Raw genomic sequence first — 21,414 nt, forward strand, 5'->3', positions numbered from 1 at the left:
GCCCAGTCACTGGTGTCGCTGGTGTCACTGCTGGTCACCTCGGCGGCGACAGTCTGGGTACCCCGCTTCCGGGCCGTTCTGATTCGGCTGAGCCGGCCCGTACCCGTGCTGAGGCATTTGCGGACCTGATCCGGACTGGCTTCCGACAGGTGGTTGTCCGGTGGACTGGGGGCCGCCGGCGGGCTGACTGCCTGCAGGCGGCTGACCGTTGTACGGAGCACCGGGCTGGCTGCCGACGGGCTGCTGGCCGAAGTTCTGCGGACCGGAATTGGGCTGACTTCCCGCGTAGGACTGGCCGAAGTTCTGCGGACCGGAATTGGGCTGACTGCCAACAGGTGTCTGCCCGAAGTTCTGCTGACCCGAGTGCGGTTGACTTCCGACCGAAGGCTGTCCGGGCTGTTGCGGGCCGGATCTCTGAGGACCCGAGTTCGGCTGGCTGCCGGCAGGCGGCTGCCCATAGCCCGGGTTCTGTCCTCCGACGTTCGGGGCCTGCCGCGGCGGTTTGAACTGCGAATGCTGACCGGAATCCGGCGGGAACCCACCGGAGACGGATTCGCCCGTCCGACGATTGACCAGGTTCCCGTCGACCCTCTCGAGACGACGCTTCGACGTCCGCCGCGGAGTGCCGAGGATCCGTCCCTGCAGTTCGGCCTCATTGGGCTGACGCGGAGGCAGGAATCCGGGCGCCTGCCGCGAATCCGCCTGCTGCACCGGCTGCACCGCATGCGAACCGGCAGCGACCCGATCCATATGATCCGACATCTGCGGAACGGTCACGGGCGCGGCATCGGCAAGGACGGGGAGGACCATGCGCACCGAGGTGCCCACACCCTCCTGGCTGAAGAGCTGCACGGATCCGCCGTGCCGAGTGACGATGGCGCGCACGAGCGAGAGGCCCATGCCCGAACCGGCGACCGCGCGTACACGTGAACCGCGAGAGAGCTCGTCCCAGACGTTCTCCTGTTCGGCCAGCGGGATGCCGCTGCCCGTATCCGCAACCTCGACGACGACCCAGCGGTGCCCGTCGATGATCTGCTCATTGGCACGCAGCTCGACGACTTCGGCCTGCGACGAGTATTTGAGAGCATTGCCCAGCAGGTTGAGGATCGCGGTGAGCAGCAGATCCTCTTCACCGGCGACATCGGGCAGCCGCCACGGAGCACGGGCGACAGTCGCCACGATCATCCGGTCCTCGGCTCCCGGCGCCGTCGATGCATCTTCGACGGCCTGATGGATGAGCGCGTCGAGATCGACGCGGGCGTATTCGATGATGCGGGTCTCGACGTCGGCGAGCTTGCGCAGATCGGCCAGCAGTCGGGCGACCCGGCGCGAGGACACGTCGACCTGCTTGGCGGCCGGCTCAACCTCGCTCAGCGTGCCGCCGTCGCGGACGACCTCCCGGATGCTCGCCGCCGAGGTGCGCAGCGCCGTCAGCGGATTCTTGAGTTCATGGTCGAGTCGGATGAGCATCCGATTGCGCTTCGTCATCGAATCCTCGGCCGCGGCCGTCTCGATGGATTCCCGCAGCGCGGCCTCACGCCTCTGCAGATACCGCCAGCCGAACCAGGCACCGATGGCGAGACCGCCGAGCACGACGACGAGCAGCAGCAGGAACAGCCAGACCTGGATCTCGAAGACAAGGAAGTTCGTCATAGACGGCTCTGTCCGTCCTCGCCGCGGACCTCACCGACGAAACGATAGCCGCGCCCCTGCACGGTGGCGATCCACCGCGGTTCTGCGGCGTCCTCGCCGAGCACACGACGCAACTCGGCGACCCGGGAGTCCACGGCACGGGTGCCCACAGCCTCTTCGAATCCCCACAGCACTTCGAGCAGGCGGGAGCGTTCGATGAGCTCGTCCTTGTGCACCATGAGGTACTCGAGCAGGGTGAAGCCCTTCGGGGTGATGACGAGTTCACGCTGCCCCAACCACGCCCGGCGTCCGACACGGTCGACGCGCAGGCCGAAGCTGGACACGAGCACCGGTGCCGTGGCCAAGGGCGGACCGTCATTGCGGGTCCTGCGCAGCACGGCACGGATGCGCGCGACGAGCTCGTGCGGATCGAAGGGTTTGTTGAGGTAGTCGTCGGCGCCCTCTTCGAGCGCCATCGCCCGCTCGACGCCCTCGCCGACCTGGGTCAGCAGCAGCACCGGAACCCAGTTCTCCTCTTGGCGCAGGCGGCGCAGCACCTGCCGACCGTCGGCTCCGGGCATGAGCACGTCGAGGACGCACACATCGGGTTTGTGACGATGGATCTCGTCGAGAGCGAGCAGTCCGTCACTGGCCGGAAGCACCCGGAAACCGGAGCGCTCGAGGAACGGTACGACTGCCCCGAGGACGTCGGGCTCATCATCGGCGACTAAGACGAGTGGTTGGGGCTCGGTGTGATTGTCAGCCGTCATGGTGGTCTGTTCCGGTTCCTCTCTGGCGTTCCCAGGCGATCTCTCGGGCCTCGGCACGGTCGACCGCCTCGGCGAGTTCATCTCGGTACAGCATAGATCGACGCAGGTGCTTGGTGCGATAGCCGGCGCGGCCGACCATATGGGTGGCGACGGGAATCGTCACGAGCTGGAAGGAGATGATGATCGCCAGGGTCGTCACCGTCGCCCAAGTCGGGAACTGGATCGCGATCGCCACGGCGACGAGCACCAGGCCCAGCACCTGGGGTTTCGCGCTCGCGTGCATTCGCGAGAGAAGGTCGCCGAAGCGGACGAGACCGACCGCGGCGGCCAGGGACAGGACCGCGCCGAGGAAGATGAGCACGGCCGAGATGATGTCAAGAACCACGATTGCTCTCCTGCCCGTCGCCATCCGACACGTGCTCGGCGTCATCGGGTCCCGGGTCGGGTCCGGTGCCCTCGCCCTCTCCGCCGCTGTCGGCGTGGGCGTCGTAGGTGGCATCCGCGATCTCGGTGACGTCATCGCCGGGTCGAGCCTGGGGCACAGAGGTCGATTCGGGCCCGGCGCCCTGCTCGTCCGCATCACGGGGCATGTGCCAGTCAGAGGCACTGAACTCGGACAGGGCCCCCGCCTCGGCACCGGGAGTCATCGAATCGGACTTCGACACATACCGCGACACGCTCACCGAACCGACGAAGCCGAGCATCGCGAGCACGATGAGCACGGGCAGCAGATCCGTCCGGTCGGACAGAGCCATATACCCGCCGAGGCCACACATGATCGCCGCCAGCACGACGTCGGTGCCGATCATGCGGTCGAGGATCGACGGACCGCGGACGATCCGGAAGAGCGCAATGACCACCGAAGCGGCCAACAGCACCGAACCGGCGACGACGAGGGAGTGGAGGACGATCTCACTCATGAGCGGCCCCCTTCGGCTTCGGCCAACGGATCCGGTCTGGCCCGCAGGGCGGCGAGATCACGGTGCGAACCGAGAGTGCGGATGAGCAGCTCTTCGATGTAGTAGACCTGCGCTTTCGCCTTGCGCACCTTCTCCTCGGAATCGCAGTCGAGGAAGTGCAGGTAGAGCATGCCCATGGCGCGATCGCTGTCGATGATGATCGACCCGGGGATGAGGCTGGCGGTATCGGCGATGAGGGTGAGCACGAGGTCCGAGCTCGTGCGCAGATCGCAGGCGACGACGGACCCGGCGCCGACCGCTTTGCGACGGAACGCATACCAGGCGACTTCGATGGAGGCGTGGAGAACCGAATAGAGGAACCACAGACCGAACACCAACGCATGCCAGAGGTTGAACCGTCCGGAGAGCACAACGGGCGGGAGGTAGAAGACGCGCGTGATGACGAAGGCCAGCACGATTCCGGTGACCACGGTGACCACAGTGATCGAATCCCACAGCATCAGCCACAGCAGAACCAGCGAGACCAGCAGCACGAGCTGCTGGATGAATCCGCGGCCCCGGCTCATCCGCGCCCGGTTCGCCGGCACCCGGTCCTGACCCATCGCCCGGTCCTGTGCCGCTGCCCGGTCCCGGCCGCGGACTCGGTCCTGGCCGTCAGCTCGGGTCTGTCCCTGGCCTCGGTCGGGGCTCATCACTCATCACCTCCGAGCACGTTCGTGACGTAGTCGATCGGCGTCGAGAGGTTCTCGGCCGCCCGGTTCGACATGTCCCACAGAGGTTCGGCTGCGACGGTGAGAACGATGGAGGCGATCACCACCACCGAGGTGGCCGCCACCATGGCGGGGGGAACGCCGATCTGAGATTTCCACTTCTTCCCCGCCAGCAGCGTCTTCTTCCGCTCCGTGAACTCCTCGACGAGGTCCTCGTTCGGCTCCTCCGCATCGGCCGGATCACGCCAGAATGCGAGGTTGAAGGTACGTCCGATGACGTAGAGAGTGAGCAGACTCGTCACGGTGCCGGCGACGATGAGGACGGTCGGCAGCCACGCGTGGTCGTCGAAGCCGGCGAGGAAGAGTGCGACCTTGCCGATGAACCCGGAGAACGGCGGAATGCCGGAGAGGTTGAGAGCCGGGATGAAGAAGATGATCGTGATCACCGGCGAGAGCACCATGAGACCGCCGAGCGACCTCGTGGAGGTGGACCCGCCGCGCATTTCGACGAGGCCGATGGCCAGGAACAGCGCGGTCTGGACGATGATGTGGTGAACCGTGTAGTAGATCGCCGCAGACAGGCCGACACTCGTGCCCAGCGCCACGCCGAAGAGCATATAGCCGATATGGGAGACCAGGGTGAAGGACACGATCCTCTTGATCTCCGACTGTGCGATGGCGCCGAAGATGCCCACGAGCATCGTCAGCCCGGCCGCGATGAGCAGCGGCACCCGCAGGGAGGATTCGGCGAACAGCAGGGTCTCCGTGCGGATGATCGCATAGATGCCGACCTTCGTCAGCAGTCCTGCGAAGACCGCTGTCACCGGGGCCGGTGCCGTCGGATAGGAGTCGGGCAGCCAGAAGGACAGCGGGAAGATCGCGGCCTTGATGCCGAAGCCCAGCAGCAGGAGGACGTGGAGGATCATCTGCACATCGGCCGGCAGATCCGAGATCCTCTCGGACAGCTGCGCCATGTTCACGGTGCCGCACGCGGCGTAGATGACACCGATCGCGGCGAGGAAGATCACCGAGGACACAAGCGAGATGATCACATAGGTGACTCCCGCCCGGATCCGCTCCGCCGTGGCACCGAGGGTGAGCAGCACATAGGAGGCGACGAGGAACATCTCGAAGCCGACGTAGAGATTGAACAGGTCTCCGGCGAGGAACGAGTTCGCAATGCCCGCGCACAGCACCAGATAACTGGGGTTGAACACCGAGATCGGAGTCTCGTTCGAATCGTCGTTGGCGTCCTGACTCAGGGCGTAGACGAGCACGCACAGTGTGACCAGTGCAGACACGATGAGCATCAGAGCTGACAGCCGGTCGGCGACGAGCACGATGCCCGCAGGAGGCTGCCACCCGCCGATCGCCACGACCTGCGGCCCATGCGCATCGACTCCGAAGAGGATCATCGTGGCGATGACCATGACCGCGACCAGGATCGCGATCGACACGATGTTCTGCGCCCGCGTGTGCTTCGACAGGATGAGCGCGATTCCAGCGCCGATGAGCGGCAGCAGTACCGGCAGGGGAACGAGCACGGGCAGAAGATCGATCATGCGTCGTCTCCCTGCTGTTTCGCGTCTTTGGCCTCTTCGGTGACCTCGGCCTCCTCGGCGTGGTGCGCCTCCGTCCGCGAGTCCACGGCCTCCTCGGCGATGGCATCGGCCTCGGCCGGGGTCGACGCGTCCTCGATGTCGTCGGCGAGGTCCTCCCTCTCTGCGGGCGTGCCGTCGTCATCGAGGTCGATGGCTCCGGTGATCGGGGACTCCGCTTCGTCACCGAACTCGGTGTCGTCGTAGTCGGTGCTCGCCTCCGCCTCGGAGTCGATGAGCTTCGTGATCGCCACCTGGAGGTCGGTGTCGTCATCCTGCAGCGAATCGGCGCGCATGAGCCTCCAAGAGCGGTAGATCATCGCCAGCAGGAACGCCGTCACGGAGAAGGTGATGACGATGGCTGTGAGGACGAGGGCGTGCGGCAGCGGATCGGACATGCCTTCGGTCGACAGGTTCTCTCCGTCGGTCAGGGGTGGGGAACCGCGGCCGGCGGTGAGGATGATGAGCAGGTTCGCTCCGTTGCCGAGCAGGATGAAGCCGAGCAGAACGCGGGTCAGGGAGCGTTCGAGCATGAGGTAGATGCCGGCGGCGAAGAGGACGCCCATGGCCAGGACCATGATGAAGGGGACGCTCATAGGCGGCCACCTTCCGCACCGTTGTCGACGTCGAGTTCGTTGACGCGGTCGATGATCTCGGACACGGCCCGGTGTTCGGCTGTGGCGCCCATGTCCTCGGAGAAGTTCACATTGTCGTGGATGCGGTTGGTCAGCATCGCCTCGTCGCGCTCCTGGTGCAGATCGACCTCGGCTCCCAGCGAGCGGAGGATGTCGAGCATGAGGCCGACGACGATGAGGTAGACGCCGATGTCGAAGAACGTCGACGTACCGAAGGACAGGTGGCCCAGCACCGGCAGATCACCCTCGATGTAGACGGACTCGAAGACCGTCCCACCCCAGATCCACCCGCCGATGACGGTGAGGATCGCGGTGACCAGACCGGTGCCCAGCATTCCCGAGGGGGTGAAGGGGGCCGCTTCGGCGAGTTCGTACTTGCCTCCGGCAAGGTAGCGCACGACGAGCGCGAGCCCGGCGACGAGGCCGCCGGCGAATCCGCCGCCCGGATCGTTGTGGCCGGCGAAGAGCAGGTAGACGGAGAAGACGATGACGGCGTGGAAGATCAGGCGGGCAGTGACCTCGAGGATGATCGACCGATTGCGCGGAGCCAGGGTCCGTCCGGCGATGAGCCAGGACGCACGCTTCTGCGACAGCCCTTCCCCGCGGCCGGCGTGGTGGAGGTCGACGACGTCCTCGGCCACGGGTTGGAAGCGGATGCGACCGGCCGCCTCGGTGCCGTCTTTCTTTCGTTCGAACCGATGCAGGTGTCCTTCGCGACCACGGACGAAGATGAGGCCTGCGATACCGGTTCCGGCGGCCACGAGCACCGAGATCTCGCCCATCGTGTCCCACGCGCGGATATCGACGAGGGTGACATTGACGATGTTCTTGCCGTGACCGAGCTCGTAGGCGAGCTGACCGAAGTCGATGGAGATCGGATCGGCCATGCGCACACCGGAGGCGATGAGGACCACGAGCATCATGGTGATGCCCACGGCACCGCCGATGATCGCCCGCCAGGCGGGGGTGAGTCGACCGGTCGACTCGCCGATGCGCGCCGGCAGCCGGCGGAGGACGAGGACGAAGACGACGATCGTGATGGTCTCGACGAGCACCTGGGTCAGGGCCAGGTCGGGAGCGCCGACGAAGGCGAAGTAGGCGACCATGGCGTAGCCGGAGATGCCGGTGACGACGACGGCGGTGAACCGCTTCTTGGCTCGGGTGGCACCGATTGCGACGATGACGAGCACGGCCGCGACGATGAGGTCCAGCGGGGTGTCCCAGAGCCGGAATGTGATGTTCCACGTGTCGTTGGAGATGATCGCCAGTCCCAGTCCGGCGACGAGGACGAGGTAGACCACGCCTTGGTAGAACGGCAGCGAACCGCGCTGGGTGCGAGCGGTGACCCACAGCGCCAGGGCCTCCATCCAGCCGATGAGCATCCGGTAGAGCTCGTGGAAGTCCAGTCCCGACGGCAGCGTCGCCTGGACCTTCGCGAAGGGTCGGCGGTAGATGAACAGAGCGAGGCCTGCGGCGACGGTGACGGCGGTGAAGGCGAGCGCCGGTTCGAATCCGTGCCACAGTGCGAGGTGGTAGTGCCCATCGCCTTCGGCCACGGCCGGCAGCCCGGAGGTCCACGCGGAGAAGTAGCCGTCGAGCAGTCCGACTCCCGGGCCGAGCGCCAGGGTCAGAGCGGTAAGGATGAGCGGGGAGACGACGAGGGTGAGCTTCTCGTCGCGGCGGGCGATGTCGTCGACTCCGGGCTTCGAGGAGAACGCACCCCAGACGAAGCGGGCCGAGTAGGCGACGGTGAGGATCGAGCCGATCATGATGCCGATGAAAGCGATGACCGAGGCCTTGTCCGGCGAGGACAGCAGGGTCGAGTACGCGGCTTCCTTCGCCGCGAAGCCGAGCAGCGGGGGCAGTCCGGCCATCGAGGCGGCGGCGATCGTCGCACACACGGCGACGACGGGGAAGGCCTTCCAACCGCCGGAGAGCTTCGTCAGGTCACGGGTGCCGGCACGGTGGTCGATGATGCCGACGCACAGGAACAGGCACGACTTGAACAGGGCGTGGGCGATGAGCAGACCCAGGGCTGCCTTCGTGATGTCAGGGGTGCCGAACGAGGCCATGGTGGTGAGGAATCCGAGCTGCGAGACCGTGCCGAAGGCCAGCAGCAGTTTGAGGTCGGTCTGCTTCAGCGCCTGCCAACCGCCGATGAACATCGTCAGCAGACCCAGGGTGAGCAGCACCTCGGACCAGCCGGGGATGTTGTTGTAGCCCGGCGCCAGGCGCAGGACGAGGTAGATTCCCGCCTTGACCATGGCCGCGGCGTGCAGATAGGCGCTCACCGGAGTGGGTGCGGCCATGGCGCCGGGCAGCCAGAAGTGGAACGGCATGAGCGCGGACTTCGAGATCGCGCCGACGAGGATGAGGATGACGGCGGAGATGATGATTCCGCCGGTGTCCATGCCCGACTGGGCTCGATCGACCAGGGTCGAGATCTGCCCGGTGCCGGTGGCGGTGATGAGCAGGATCATGCCCACGAGCATGGCCAGCCCGCCTGCGGTGGTGACGATGAGGGCCTGCAGTGCCGCCTGCCTGGAACGGCGGCGGGACTGGCTGTGCCCGATGAGCAGGTAGGAGAAGACGGTGGTGCCTTCCCAGAACAGGTAGAGCATGAGCAGTTCGTCGGCGATGACGAGCCCGTACATCATTCCGGCGAAGGCCATGAAGATTCCCGCGAACCGGGCCAGTCCCGGCTCGTCGGGCGGGAAGTAGCGTGCACAGTAGACGAAGACGAGGGCTCCGACCCCGGTCACCAGCAGCGTCATGATCCAGGAGAGCACGTCGAGGCGGAAGATTCCGGCGAGACCGAGCTCGGGCAGCCAGTCGAGATTCTCCACGACCGGTTGGGCGGCGGGGCCGAAGATCTCTGGGATCGTCGACAGGCTCCACAGCAGTCCCGCGAAGGGGACGAGAGCGAGGAAGAAGAAGGCGTTGCGACCGAGCAGGCGAACCAGAGGGTAGGCGATGACAGATGCCCCGAAGAAGGCCCCTGTCATGACTATCACCGGCGGCCACCTCCGTCATATGCCTGTTTGTGAGAAAGGTTCGTCATGTCATTTTCGCACGAACAGGTGTCGTTTCCCCAATTGCTGGGTGTGAGCTGAGACAGGCTCTGCCCCGACACGACACCGCTCACGCGCGGATCCGACAGCTGGTCACGCGCGCAGCTGTCTGCTGGTCACGAGGAAGCCGTTCTCGTCGAGACCGATGCCGTCCGAGCCGACGAGCAGCTCGGCTCCGATCGCATCTGTGAGTTCGGCCACCCGACCGCGCATCCGTCGGAAGCGGCGACCCTGGTTCGGCTGATAGCGCTTCGACTCGGTGTCCATCCAGTGCACGTGGTATTCGATCTGCGGGGCGACGGTGTGGGCGGCGACGATCGGCGGAACCCACTCGGCTTCCATCACTCGGATCTCGAGGCTGCCGGCGGATTCATCGATCTCGCCGAGCGGAACGAGCAGGGCATAGCCGTCGAGGATGACCGGGGCCGAAGGGTCGAAGAGCGGATCGTCGATGCTCGCTTGGGCCAGCACATCCTCGTCGGGGGTGGGCAGGGACTGTTGGAAGGCGTGCGGGGCATGGCGGCGGACGAAGTCGAGCGCGACCGACGGCTCCATCCAGTACGAGGAGTAGATGTAGAGGTCGACCTTCGCCTCCGGGTCGGGGATGATCACCCGCGTCGGCAGTCCGGGCTCGTCGGCCAGGCGCACGCCCGTGTGGAGGCGGGAGGCGACGGAGAGCATGAGGCTGAGCATCCGCTCCTCCTCCCGATCCGGCATTCCGTTGGGGAAGGCCTCGTGGAGTCCGTCGGCGTCGGCGAACCAGTCCGGCGGCGGGGTCGGCTGCCGATCCCGGGGGCAGTCGATGACGATGGCATGCCGAGCCCAGTCGGGGACTTCGAGCGCGGCGGCATCGGCCGGGTCGAGGGCAGCCCCGGAGCTCAGTCGGGAGTGCCGGCTCAGGCGCAGCTGCCCGTGCTCGTCGAGCACGGGGCGCAGATCGGGCAGCTTGTTGTGGATGAGCGCGAGGACGTCGGAGACCTCGACCGCATCATCGAGGAGGATGAGGTGGAAACCGCGCAGATCCGCCGAGGTGGCCGTGTCCTCGGGCGCAGACGTGCCACCGCCGTATCCGGGCCGTCCCGTCGACGGCATCCCGGTCCGCCGCCTGCTCGCGGCCTGAGCGTCGGAGGCAGGGGGCACGGGGGCGGAGGCATCTGTCGGGGCAGAAGCATCCGTCGGGGCAGAGGCATCCGTCGCTTCGGCGTCGGGGGCCTGGTAGCGCGCAGCGTCGGCCTGTTCCCGGGCGGCGCGTTCAGCGGCTTCGCGTTGCAGCCGCAGTTCGCGGCGGGTGATCACATGTCCCTCCGATAGAAATTGAGGTGCGAACGGGAGGCGGTCGGGCCGCGCTGGCCCTGGTAGCGGTTGCCCGTGGCCTGGGAACCGTAGGGGTTCTCCGCCGCCGAGCTGAGTCGGAAGAAGCAGAGCTGGCCGATCTTCATCCCCGGCCACAGCGTGATCGGCAGCGTCGCGACGTTCGACAGCTCCAGGGTGACGTGGCCGCTGAAGCCGGGGTCGATGAATCCGGCCGTCGAATGGGTCAGGAGACCGAGACGTCCGAGCGAGGACTTGCCCTCGAGCCGGGCCGCGACATCGACGGGCAGAGTCACGAGCTCATGAGTGGAGGCGAGGACGAACTCCCCCGGGTGGAGGACGAAGGGCTCCCCCGGGGCGGCTTCGACGAAGCGGGTGAGTTCGGGCTGCTCGAGGCTCGGGTCGATGACCGCGTACTTGTGGTTGTCGAAAAGCCGGAAGTATCGGTCGAGACACACGTCGACGCTGGCCGGCTGGATCAGCGACGGGTCGTAGGGGTCGAGGGCGATGCGTCCGGAGTCGAGCTCGGCGCGGATGTCGCGGTCGGAAAGGAGAGTCACGCTTCCGATGGTAGTCGCTGCAAGCCCCGCACGCTTGAGTCTTCTCTCCTCTCCCCTCTGCCGAACCATGGGTCGAATACGCATAACCGGCCGGCAAAATCTACCGACACGCCGAAACTATGTCACAAAACGGTAACGATTCTCGGGAATTCTCCTGATTTTTACCCGTGTGTCTCCCCATAGCGGCGGATGAATGCTTTAGGGTAATGAGCTGTACGGACCCGCGCACGATGGTGCCTTCCCCTTCTTAAGCCAAGGAATGCCGGGAGTCCATCGTCTTTCGTGGGTAGACAACAATCGAAAGGCATTACTGTGAAGACCTCGCGTCTTGTGCTTGCCCCCGCAGTAGCCGTTGCATTGACAGGTCTTGCTGGCGCCCCGGCGTTCGCAGCGACAGAGTCCACCGCTTCGGTCCCTCAGCAACCGCTGTGCGCCCAGGGTGATCAGCAGTCATCGAGCAGCTCCGAATCGGATTCTTCGGTTCCCGACGAGTCGGATCCGCAGGCGACCCTTGCGCAGGCGCAGGTGACCCGCGCCGACATAGCTGACGACAAAAAGGGAATCGGCTTCTCCGGCACCGGATTCAGTCCGGACCAGAAGGCCACGGTGACCGTCGTCGGCACCGATGGCACCGAATACTCGCCGGACAAGAAGCTCACGGTCGACGAAGACGGAAAGGTCTCCGGCACCTACTTCTTCACCGTCACCGACGGTGCCCAGGTGCCTGTCGGCGAGTACTCGCTCTACCTCACCGATCTCAAGTCCGAGAAGAAGTCTTCGAAGGTGACCTTCGAGGTCGTCTCCAAGGCCTCCGAGGTCGACGAACCGGGCAAGGGCGACGACGATAAGTGCGATTCGGCCACCGGTCCCATCAAGACTCCGGACGAGACTCCCAGCGAAACGAAGTCCCCGGAGCCCTCTGAGACGAAGACCGAGGAGCCCACCACCGAGGCACCGAAGCCCAGCCCGTCGGAGACGAAGACCGAGGATCCGACCACGAAGGCTCCCGAGCCGACGGAGACCAAGACCGAGGAGCCCACCACCGAGGCACCGAAGCCGAGTCCGTCGGAGACGAAGACCGAAGAGCCCACCACCGAAGCGCCCAAGCCGAGCCCGACGGAGACCGACAAGGGCGAGGACAAGGACGACAAGGCTCCTGCCGACGGTGTGAAGCCGGGACCCGCCGAGGGTCCGAAGGACGAAGCGCCGAAGTCCGACGAGCCCAAGGTCGATGAGACCGACGGTGCCGAAGACGCGGCCGAAGACGACAAGAAGGCCGAGGGCGAGGCTCCCGAGTCCACCGGTCCGGCCAGCCCCGGCACTGAGGACAAGAAGCCTGCCGCAGCCGCACAGGCGTCCATGTTCATCAACCCCACCGAGGTCAGCTCCGAGGACTTCCTGAACGACGGCATCAAGATCGGCGTCAGCGGGGCTCAGCCCGGCGAGAAGGTCTCGATCACGGTCGAGCATGCCCAGGGCAAGGTCGACCGCTACACGATGACCAAGGAAGCCGATTCCGATGGCAAGGTCACGTTCGGTGTCCAGGCCAAGGTCAAGGCCGTGCTCGGCACCTACAACGTGCGTGCCCAGGCCGAGAGCTTCGATGAGCCCCAGGGCGGAAGCTTCACCGTGCTCACCAACGGCACCGCCGTCGACGAGGGCGGAAACGGGGCCGGGAACGGCAGTGGCTCGAACGATTCGGGCAGCGACCTGCCGCGCACCGGTGCCGAGATGACCGGACTGGCTCTCGGTGTCGGTCTGCTCGCAGTCGGTGCAGCAGCTGTCATCATCACCCGTCGGCGGATGAACGCCTCCGACGATCCCGCGGAGTTCTAAGCCGCGTTGAACGATGAATTGTCCCTCGCGGGGCTGCAGCTCGACGGACGCGAGATCGACCTCGGACGTCTGCGAGCAGGGACAATGCTCGGACTCATGGGCAGCCCGGACAGCACCACCTCAGTGGTGCTGTCCGCGGCGGCCCTGCCCCACGTCGCACCACCACCACGCTTCCCGACCGGTCGCCGGTCGGGTCGCTTGCGTGTGCGCAGCTGGATGAAGAGCTATCTTCGCGAAGCCGATGCCGGATCTGGGGAGGCGGCATCGGCAGCGGATCCACCGGCTGCATTGACTTCATTCGGACTGCGTCCCGATGTTCTGCGCAGTCGCCTCGACGACCTCGACGCGACCGACCGTGCCCGCCTCGCCCTAGCCGCGGCCTGGGCGAGCGGCGCGAAGTGGCTGACTCTCATCGACCCGTTCGGTTCGGTCCCCGGCCATCTGCGCACCGGGCTGCGGGGTCGCTTCGCCGAACTCGTCGCCCAGGAGGGCCGCGGTGTCGTCTTCAGCTCGAATTCGCTGACCGACCACACCATCGCCGAGGCGGGGGTGGCCGACATCGAAAAGGACCAACTCGTCGCGCTCGGCTCCTTGGAGCAGATCGTCACCGAACCGCGAGGTTCGCTGCCGGCCGAGCTCAGCGGCGTCAATGTCTATTCCGGGCTGGCCCGGAAGGGATGGCTGTCCATCGGCCATTCGGCCGTGCGCGCCCGCACCGAACTCGACGGGAAGGTGTTCGTCACCCTCGGGTGGCGTGCCGCCCTCCTGTCACTGGACGAACACGACCCGGCGTTCACCTCGGCGACGGTGTTCGAAGCCATCGTCACGGGACTGCGCGATCGCGGTTCCTGTCTGCAGGCGAAGCTCTCACCGGTCGACACGGAGATGGGACTCGCGCTCGACGTCGACCTCGCCGACCTCGCCGGAGTGCCGAGAACGCAGCCGGATTCGACGAAGTCCGACGCATCCGCCGAATCGGCTGAGGATTCTGCGGCGACCGACGAGTCAGACGCGAGCGAAAAGCCGACCATCGGATTCGGTGTACTGCACCCGGGACTCGGCGCGACGATCTCCGAACTGCGAGCCAACGTCAAGGTCGGCACACATGTCTTCGTCGAGGTCGACACCTCTGCCCTGCATGCCTACCCGGTCGAGTGATCCGCGGCAGATAGACTGAGAACTGCCCAGTCCCCTCAAGTCCCCAACCGAATCAGGAGCGCCATGCGAACGTCGCGCAGACTTCTGATCTCAGCGCTGACGGTCGTCGTCCTCACAGTGGCAGCGGTCCCCCTCCTCAACTTCACCGTCTACACGCCCGCGCGAGCCGCCGAATCCTATATCTCGGCGATCGAACGCGGCGATGCGCAGAGTGCCTTCTCCTACCTGTCCACGCCGACTCCGACATCGACCTTGGCACTCAGTGACGAAGTGCTCTCCGCGGCTCCCGATCTACCGCGCGAGCCCGAGGCCGAGACCGTTTCCGTCGACGGCGATCACGCGAAGGTCAGCCTCAGCTACAACCTGTCCTCGCGGGAGCAGACCGTCGATCTCAACATGGTCCGCCTGCCTGCCAGCGCGGGACTCTTCAACCGCTGGGCCATCGAACAGGAAGAATGGCCGACCTTGACCCTGGACGTCGCCGGTTCGTCGACGGCGACGGTCAACGGATACGGGGTCAGCACGGGGAGTGTGCCCGTGCTGTTCCCGGCGAGCTACCTCGTCGGTTTCGATGCGACGTATCTGAAGTCGCGATCCCTACGCACCGAGGTGACCGCCCCTGGCGACTCCCCCACCGTGAAGCTCTCGCCCGAACCCACGGCCAAGCTCGAGCAGACCGTGGAGGAGCAGGTCACCGACCATCTGCAGGACTGCATGAAGTCGAAGACGCTCATGCCGGCCGGCTGCGTCTTCGGCTACGACACGGACAACGAGATCATCGGCGATGTCTCCTGGTCGCTCGAGCGCAGTCCGCAGATCGGGCTGACCTCGTCCGGCAGCGATCTCGAACTCACTCCCTCGACGGTCGAGGTACGGGTCAAGGGACGTTACCGCGACATCGTCACCGCTGCCGAACACGACTTCGACGAGAAGCTCTCCTTCGTCCTCGGCGGCTCGGTGGTCGTCAAGTCCTCACAGGTGAGTTTCGAACCGCGCCGCCTCGGCGACGTCACCATCGCCTGAGGGGCGCTCCTCCTGCTGAGGTCCCAGTCCCGCTCCACAGGCCCGTGTCCGGACCTCCGACGGATGCGCCTCTCGCGGTTCTCCTTGCCACAGTGATTGTTGGGTCGATCCACGGCGTTCAGAACGCCGCAACCACCGTGGATCGACCCAGCAATCTCCGTGCATGGGCGATTCTGCGACTACCGTCCGCCTGATCGACAGCGGCCCTCGCTCCGGTGGCCGAGCGCTCAGGCGCCGCGGAGGTCGAGGGTGAGTGCGTTCGGAGCCGAATCCACGAGCTCGACGGGGATGCCCCAGTCCTGCTGGTAGAGGTGGCAGGCCGCGTGCAGCGGGATCTCTCCCCCGGGCTCACCGTCGCAGGCTGCAGCACGCGCTGTCACGTGCAGCACTCCCTCGGTGTACTCGGGATTGATGACGATATCTCTGCTGAGCCCCTCGGCTCCGCCTTCTCCTGAGGAGATGAGTTCCGGCGGCGTCGCAGACACCTGCAGGAACGTGGGATCACCCCACCGGTCGTCGAGCTTCTGACCAGCTGGGACAGTGAAACTCACGGTCAGCGACACCGGACCGGAGGCGATCTCCGTCGAAGGGCGCTTCGTCGTCAATGCGCCTTCGTCGACCTTCTGGGCGTCCTTGGGCAGCTTCACCCGGGTGAGTGCGTGTGCGGCGGACTCGACGACGATGAGTTCGGCGTCATCGGGGGTGCCTTCGTTGCCGATGAGGACGATGTCCGAGGGTTCGCGCAGGCCGCGCGCCAGGGTCGTGACTTCCTCGGTCCTCGGGTCGAAGCGGCGGATCGCACCGTTGTAGGTGTCGGCGATCGCGACCGACCCGTCAGGCAGGCTGCGCACTCCCAGCGGGTGCTGCAGGCGGGCTTCGGCGGCCGGTCCGTCGCGGAAGCCGAAGTCGAAGAGTCCGACGCCCACCAACGAGGACACCTCACCGGTGGCGGGGTCGAGGCGGCGGATCGCCGAGGTCTCGGAGTCGGCGACGAACACCTCGCCCGCTGGCCCGAGGTCGAGACCGGAGGATTGGGCGAACCAGGCTGACTCGCCGTCGCCGTCGACCAGGCCCTCGTTCATCGTGCCCGAGAGGATGCGGATCGTGCCGTCCTTCGGATCGAAAGACCAGATGGTGTGGTTGCCGGCCATCGCCACGACCACCTCGGCGGTGGAGGGGACGAAGAGGACATCCCACGGCGACGACAGCTTCACGTCTACCGCGGGTCCATCGTATCGTCCCAGCTCACCGGGCTTGCCGCGGACGTTGTCGATGGCACCGACCATGTGCTGCTCACCGGTGCCGGCGATGGTCGTGACCGTCTCGTTCGTCAGGTCGATCCCGCGCAGGGTGTGGTTGACGGTGTCGGCGACGACGAGGTCGTAGCCGACTTCGGCCGCCAGATCGGCAGGCAGCACAGTGATTCCGCCGGGTTCGCTGAAGCTCGCCGAGGCGAAGTCGCCGTCGTCCGCGCCGCGCTCACCGGTGCCGATACGGCGGATGATCGTGGCCGCATCGTCGTCGTATTCGACGAGGCTGTGGTGTCCGGAATCGGCGACGATGAGGTGGCCCGAGGGCAGCCGGGTGGCCTTTCCGGGGTAGAACAGGTCTGTCTCCGGGGCAGGCGGCGGAACGTAGGGTCCGTCGCCGGAGTGGAGGGTGCCCTTGGCCGAGTGCTCCTCGATGAGGCCCTCGATGATCTCGGTGAGACCGGCCGCGTGGCCTTCACCGGACATGGTCGCTACGAGGTAGCCCTCGGGGTCGATGACGGCCAACGTCGGCCAGGCGCGGGCGGTGTAGGCCTGCCAGGTGACGAGGTCGGGATCGTCGAGGACGAGGTGCTCGACCTGGTACCGTTCCACGGCCTGGTCGACGGCTTCGACGGTGCGTTCGAACTCGAATTTCGGCGAGTGCACGCCGATGATGACGAGCTCTTGTGCGTGCTTCTCCTCCAACGGGCGCAGTTCGTCGAGGACGTGGAGGCAATTGATGCAGCAGAAGGTCCAGAAGTCGAGGAGAACGACCTTTCCGCGCAGGTCGGCCAGGGTCAGATCCTTGCCGCCGGAGTTCATCCATCGGCGGCCGACGAGTTCGGGCGCACGGACCTTGACGTCCCGTGCCGACGAAGTGGCTGACGCGGAGAATTCTGGACTGCTGTTCATGGTTCTATGATCGCAGATCCCCCACCGAGGCGGCCTCCCCGGTGTCATTGTGTGACAGTTCCGCTCGCGCCCGGTCCGGCGTTGGCTCTGTCCGCAGGCAGCCCGGTGCCGGTTCCGACTGTGATCGGTCCGGCGTTGGTTTCGGCCGCCGCCGATCAGCGGCGGGAGGGACTGTCGTTCAGGTGTAGTCGCGGGCGCCGAAGATGCTCGAGCCGACTCGGACGATCGTGGCGCCCTCGGCGATCGCGAGTTCGAAGTCGTTGCTCATGCCCATCGACAGCTCGGTCGCCTCGGCGGGCATGACCCCGGCCCCGCGCAGCTTCTCGCTGAGTTCGCGCAGGTCGGAGTAGCTTGGGCGGATCTCTTCGGGACTGCTGCCGGGAAGGCCGATCGTCATGAGTCCGCGCAGCCGCATCCGGCCGAGCTCCCGTGTCGCGGTGACGAGCTCCTCGGCGTCTTCGGGCGCGACACCGAACTTCGAGTCTTCGCGGGAGGTGTTGACCTGGATGAAGTAGTCGATGGTCTCATCGAGGACGTCGAGACGGTTGTTGATCTTCTCGGCCAGCGGGAGGTTATCGACGGACTGGATGCAGTGAGCGTGCCGCAGGGTGTGATTGACCTTGTTCTTCTGCAGGGGTCCGATGAGGTGGGTCTCGGGGTTGAGGTCGGCGAGAGCCTCGGCCTTGCCGGTGATCTCCTGCACCTTGTTCTCGCCGATGAGGGTGAACCCGTGCTCGAGGGCGACGCGGATCTTCTCTGCCGGCTGCGTCTTCGTGGCCAGCAGCACGCGCACATCGTCACCGCTGCGACCGCTCGACTCGGCGGCGGCACGGGCACGGTCAGCCACCTCGTCGAGGTTGCCGATGATGGCTGCGATGTCGTCGGCGGACAGTGAGGGGGAATCTGGCGTACTCATGTCTCCAGTCTTGCATGAGCCGCGCGAAGTTTCAGGTCGCCGAGGATGCCCGGCCGAGAAACGAAATGCGGACGATCCGGGTCGAAATCATCGTGATTCCTCGACCTGGATCGTCCGCAGCTCGGTGCCGCCGTTGTGAGCGGGCTGTGCTTGTTCCAACCGCCTCGGCGTCGGTTGAGTGCTTACTTCGGCAGGCCCTCGGCGTTCGGGTCGATGTTCTTGATCAGCGCGGAGGTGTCGAGTCCGCCGAGGTCTTCGTCAATGAGCTTCTGCAGCTGTGTATGGACGAGGGTGGCCGCCGGGAGGTCGACCCCCTGGGTCTCGGCGCCGGCGAGGGCCAGGCCGACGTCCTTGTGCATGAGTGCGGTGGCGAAACCGGGCTTGAACTCGTTGTTCGCCGCGGCCGTGGTGGTCACGCCGGGCACCGGATACCAGGTCCGCAGCGGCCAGGAGTCGCCGGAGGACACCTTGGCAATATCGTGGAAGACCTTCGGATCGAGGCCGAAGCGATCGGCCAGCACAGCGCCTTCGACGACACCCTGAAGGCTGATCGAGAGCATCATGTTGTTGACGATCTTCGCGGCCTGACCTGCGGCGTCACCGCCGGCGTGGAAGATGTTCCCGGCCATTGCCTCGATGACGGGTCGGGCCTCTTCGATGTCGGCGTCGTCGCCGCCGAGCATGAACGTCAAGGTGCCGGCCTCGGCACCGGTGACGCCGCCGGAGACGGGACCGTCGATGAGGCGGAAGCCTGCCTTCTTCGCCTCGGAGTGGAGGAGGCGGGCCGAATCGAAGTCGATCGTCGAGGAATCGATGAGGAGGGTCTTCCGGTCTGCGTTGGCCAGGACTCCGTCGGGCTCGAGGTATGCGGTGCGCGCGTGCTCGCCCTTGGGCAGCATCGTGAAGACGATATCGGCACCGGCGACCGCCTCGGCGATGGAATTCACGGGGTTCACCCCGCTCTTCGCGGCTGCGTCCACGGCCTCGGGGACGAGATCGAAACCATTGACGGTGTGACCGGCCTTGACCAGGTTCGCAGTCATCGGGCGGCCCATATTTCCCAGGCCAACCCATCCAATCGTCGACATAATATGCCTCCTCGCATCATGTTCAGCAACTCTTTCGTGTTCCCTCTCACAGTACGCCAGTGAACGCGCGGAAGCCCGGCGGGGAGCCTCACCTCTTCCGCACCGGTTATGTGCGCGTACGCAGATAGAATGGGGCCACTATGGCTTCCTATGCACCTGGCAGTTCCGGTCCGCAGATCGCCCCCGAGGATCTGCTGACTCTGCTCGCCGTCGCCCGGCTTGGGAAGTTCACGGCCGCGGCACACAGCCTCGGCCTCAACCACACGACCGTGTCCAGACGCATCGCCGCGCTTGAGAAGGCGTACGGCGATCGCGTGCTCGTGGCCTCGCCCGACGGGTGGGAGCTCAGCGCCGCCGGGCGTCAGCTGCTGCCGATCGCCGAGGACATCGAGGCCGCTCTGGGGCGCATCGATGCGCATTCGAATTCCGCTCTGTCCGGAACGATCCGGCTGGCGTGCCCGCAGGCCTTCGCCCTTGAGTACGCCGTTCCGGCGCTTACCGAACTGCAGGGGCAGCACCCGGGACTGCAGATCGAACTGATCACCGCTACGCAGCGGGCCCGGCAGTATCGGTCGGGCGTCGATATCGAAATCGTCGTGGGACGTCCGGATGCCCCGCGCTCGATCGCCAAGCACATCCGCGACTACAGGCTCCAGCTCTACGCTTCGCAGGATTACATCGCCTCGCATCCGATGCCGCAGACGCTGGATGATCTGGCCGACCACCGGATGGTCTACTACATCGAGAATTCGCTGCGGGTCGATGATCTCGACGAGGCGGCCGACGCACTTCCGCGCGGGAAGGGATTCTTCCGGTCGACCTCGGTGCATGCGCATGTGCTCGCGACCTCGCACGGGGCCGGGATCGGCATCCTGCCCGACTTCCTCGCCCACGGCAATTCCCGCTTGGTGCAGGTGCTGCCCGAGCTGTTCTCCAAGCAGGTGTCGTATTGGGCCTCGGTCCGCCACGAGTCCCTGCGCAACGCCGGAGTCCGCAAAGTCCTAGAATCCCTCTAATTGCTACCTGACGGCGGCCCAGCTACCTCGCGCGAGGTTGCTAGGCCGCCGTCAGGTAGTTCTGGGAGGGGGAGCGAGATGCGGGGCAGTTCAGGCGGCCACCCAGCCGCCGTCGATGCTGTGCGCGCTGCCGTTGATGACTGCGGCATGGTCCCCGGCCAGGAAGGTCGCGATCGCCGCGACGTCCTCGGGTTCGGCGAGCTTGGGCACCGCGGAATGGCCGAGGAAGACCTGTTCGAGGACCTCGTCCTCGCTGATGCCGTGAGTCTTCGCCTGATCGGCGATCTGTCCCTTCACCAGTGGCGTGAGCACGTAGCCGGGGTTGATCGCATTGCACGTCACTCCGTGCGGGCCGGCCTCGAGTGCAGTCGTCTTCGTCAGTCCCATGAGACCGTGTTTGGCCGCGACGTACGCGGACTTGTTCGCCGAGGCCCGCAGACCGTGGACGGAGGAGAGGTTGATGATGCGTCCCCAACCGCGTTCGTACATCTTCGGCAGCACCGCCTTCGTGAGTACGAACGGCGCTTCGAGCATGAGCGTATTGATCAGCCGCCAGTCCTCGAGCGGAAATTCCGGGATCGGGTGGATCCGCTGGATGCCGGCGTTGTTGACGAGGATGTCGACGTCGAGCTCGGTGCCGTCCAGCGCCGCGGTGTCCGCCAGGTTGACTGCCCACGCTTCACCGCCGATCTCGTCGGCAACGGCCTGTGCCGAGTCGGCGTCGACGTCGGCGACGATGACAGAAGCACCGGCCCGTGCGAACGACTGAGCGATCGCTTTTCCGAGCCCGGATGCTCCGCCGGTGACGAGGGCGCGTTTGCCGGTGTGGTCTCCCATGAGATGTGCCTTTCGTGGTTCGAGTCTGTCGTACGTGTCCATCTTCCACCCTGCGGAGGCCGAGAAATCATCGAGCTGGGCGCCGAGGCGGCTGCCGAGAGTATGTCGCAGTCCGACAGGTGAGGTCGGCGCCAGGCAAAGGGGCGGTGCCGATATTCACCGACACCGCCC

General features: G+C 66.0%; 18 protein-coding genes. 4 read left to right on the forward strand and 14 right to left on the reverse strand.

Translation table 11 applies throughout. The features are described from left to right. Positions 1 to 24: 24 nt before the first annotated feature. From ACOZ9V_RS17695 to dcd, 10 genes are all read right to left on the reverse strand, one after another. The gene (locus tag ACOZ9V_RS17695; RefSeq protein ID WP_434592249.1) at positions 25 to 1,653 is read right to left on the reverse strand and encodes an ATP-binding protein; all 1,629 of its coding nucleotides are present in this window, start codon (positions 1,651 to 1,653) and stop codon (positions 25 to 27) included. Then, positions 1,650 to 2,402: a response regulator transcription factor gene (locus tag ACOZ9V_RS17700; protein WP_139468984.1), complete on the reverse strand. Its 753-nt coding sequence runs from the start codon at positions 2,400 to 2,402 to the stop codon at positions 1,650 to 1,652. Before ACOZ9V_RS17700 ends, ACOZ9V_RS17695 begins: the two co-directional genes overlap by 4 nt. Continuing rightward, positions 2,392 to 2,787, reverse strand: coding sequence for a monovalent cation/H(+) antiporter subunit G (mnhG, locus tag ACOZ9V_RS17705; RefSeq protein ID WP_101546653.1), 396 nt, complete (start codon positions 2,785 to 2,787; stop codon positions 2,392 to 2,394). The genes ACOZ9V_RS17700 and mnhG overlap by 11 nt, the downstream gene beginning before the upstream one ends. Further along, positions 2,777 to 3,322, reverse strand: coding sequence for a monovalent cation/H+ antiporter complex subunit F (locus ACOZ9V_RS17710; protein WP_434592254.1), 546 nt, complete (start codon positions 3,320 to 3,322; stop codon positions 2,777 to 2,779). Before ACOZ9V_RS17710 ends, mnhG begins: the two co-directional genes overlap by 11 nt. Next, the gene (locus ACOZ9V_RS17715; RefSeq protein WP_434592257.1) at positions 3,319 to 4,014 is read right to left on the reverse strand and encodes a Na+/H+ antiporter subunit E; all 696 of its coding nucleotides are present in this window, start codon (positions 4,012 to 4,014) and stop codon (positions 3,319 to 3,321) included. The genes ACOZ9V_RS17710 and ACOZ9V_RS17715 overlap by 4 nt, the downstream gene beginning before the upstream one ends. Next, a complete protein-coding gene (locus ACOZ9V_RS17720) occupies positions 4,014 to 5,594 on the reverse strand; it encodes a Na+/H+ antiporter subunit D (protein WP_139468982.1) in 1,581 nt (526 codons plus the stop codon). Before ACOZ9V_RS17720 ends, ACOZ9V_RS17715 begins: the two co-directional genes overlap by 1 nt. Then, positions 5,591 to 6,226, reverse strand: a complete 636-nt coding sequence (locus ACOZ9V_RS17725; protein WP_434592260.1) for a Na(+)/H(+) antiporter subunit C — start codon at positions 6,224 to 6,226, stop codon at positions 5,591 to 5,593. Before ACOZ9V_RS17725 ends, ACOZ9V_RS17720 begins: the two co-directional genes overlap by 4 nt. Then, a complete protein-coding gene (locus ACOZ9V_RS17730) occupies positions 6,223 to 9,270 on the reverse strand; it encodes a Na+/H+ antiporter subunit A (RefSeq protein WP_139469126.1) in 3,048 nt (1,015 codons plus the stop codon). Before ACOZ9V_RS17730 ends, ACOZ9V_RS17725 begins: the two co-directional genes overlap by 4 nt. A gap of 159 nt (positions 9,271 to 9,429) precedes the next feature. Continuing rightward, entirely contained in the window at positions 9,430 to 10,632 is a 1,203-nt protein-coding gene (locus ACOZ9V_RS17735; RefSeq protein WP_434592263.1) for a hypothetical protein, read from the reverse strand. Further along, the gene (gene dcd / locus ACOZ9V_RS17740; RefSeq protein WP_139468980.1) at positions 10,629 to 11,207 is read right to left on the reverse strand and encodes a dCTP deaminase; all 579 of its coding nucleotides are present in this window, start codon (positions 11,205 to 11,207) and stop codon (positions 10,629 to 10,631) included. Before dcd ends, ACOZ9V_RS17735 begins: the two co-directional genes overlap by 4 nt. Before the next feature lie 312 nt (positions 11,208 to 11,519). Between dcd and ACOZ9V_RS17745 the strand changes: the two genes are divergently transcribed. From ACOZ9V_RS17745 to ACOZ9V_RS17755, 3 genes are all read left to right on the forward strand, one after another. Next, positions 11,520 to 13,043 carry an LPXTG cell wall anchor domain-containing protein gene (locus ACOZ9V_RS17745; RefSeq protein WP_434592265.1) on the forward strand — a complete coding sequence of 508 codons (1,524 nt, stop codon included), beginning with the start codon at positions 11,520 to 11,522 and terminating at the stop codon, positions 13,041 to 13,043. A 6-nt stretch (positions 13,044 to 13,049) separates the two neighbouring features. Further along, positions 13,050 to 14,201, forward strand: a complete 1,152-nt coding sequence (locus ACOZ9V_RS17750; protein ID WP_181271539.1) for an ABC transporter — start codon at positions 13,050 to 13,052, stop codon at positions 14,199 to 14,201. 63 nt (positions 14,202 to 14,264) lie between these two features. After that, on the forward strand, positions 14,265 to 15,224 hold the full coding sequence (locus ACOZ9V_RS17755; protein ID WP_181271541.1) for a hypothetical protein: 960 nt from the start codon (positions 14,265 to 14,267) through the stop codon (positions 15,222 to 15,224). 227 nt (positions 15,225 to 15,451) lie between these two features. Here ACOZ9V_RS17755 and ACOZ9V_RS17760 read toward each other — a convergent pair whose 3' ends face one another. From ACOZ9V_RS17760 to mmsB, 3 genes are all read right to left on the reverse strand, one after another. Continuing rightward, the gene (locus ACOZ9V_RS17760; RefSeq protein ID WP_434592269.1) at positions 15,452 to 17,386 is read right to left on the reverse strand and encodes an NHL domain-containing thioredoxin family protein; all 1,935 of its coding nucleotides are present in this window, start codon (positions 17,384 to 17,386) and stop codon (positions 15,452 to 15,454) included. 178 nt (positions 17,387 to 17,564) lie between these two features. After that, complete coding sequence (locus ACOZ9V_RS17765) at positions 17,565 to 18,302, reverse strand: YggS family pyridoxal phosphate-dependent enzyme (protein ID WP_181271544.1); 738 nt, start codon at positions 18,300 to 18,302, stop codon at positions 17,565 to 17,567. 182 nt (positions 18,303 to 18,484) lie between these two features. Then, the gene (gene mmsB / locus ACOZ9V_RS17770) at positions 18,485 to 19,390 is read right to left on the reverse strand and encodes a 3-hydroxyisobutyrate dehydrogenase (RefSeq protein ID WP_434592272.1); all 906 of its coding nucleotides are present in this window, start codon (positions 19,388 to 19,390) and stop codon (positions 18,485 to 18,487) included. A gap of 140 nt (positions 19,391 to 19,530) precedes the next feature. On the opposite strand from mmsB, the gene ACOZ9V_RS17775 reads away from it, so the two are divergent. Next, positions 19,531 to 20,406 (forward strand): LysR family transcriptional regulator, encoded by an 876-nt coding sequence (locus ACOZ9V_RS17775; protein ID WP_139468973.1) that lies wholly within the window; start codon positions 19,531 to 19,533, stop codon positions 20,404 to 20,406. Between the two features lie 90 nt (positions 20,407 to 20,496). Here ACOZ9V_RS17775 and ACOZ9V_RS17780 read toward each other — a convergent pair whose 3' ends face one another. Further along, a complete protein-coding gene (locus ACOZ9V_RS17780) occupies positions 20,497 to 21,243 on the reverse strand; it encodes a 3-hydroxybutyrate dehydrogenase (RefSeq protein ID WP_434592276.1) in 747 nt (248 codons plus the stop codon). Positions 21,244 to 21,414: the final 171 nt, after the last annotated feature.

It is taken from the genome of Brevibacterium sp. 1718, from assembly GCF_051131255.1.
GTDB lineage: Bacteria > Actinomycetota > Actinomycetes > Actinomycetales > Brevibacteriaceae > Brevibacterium > Brevibacterium sediminis.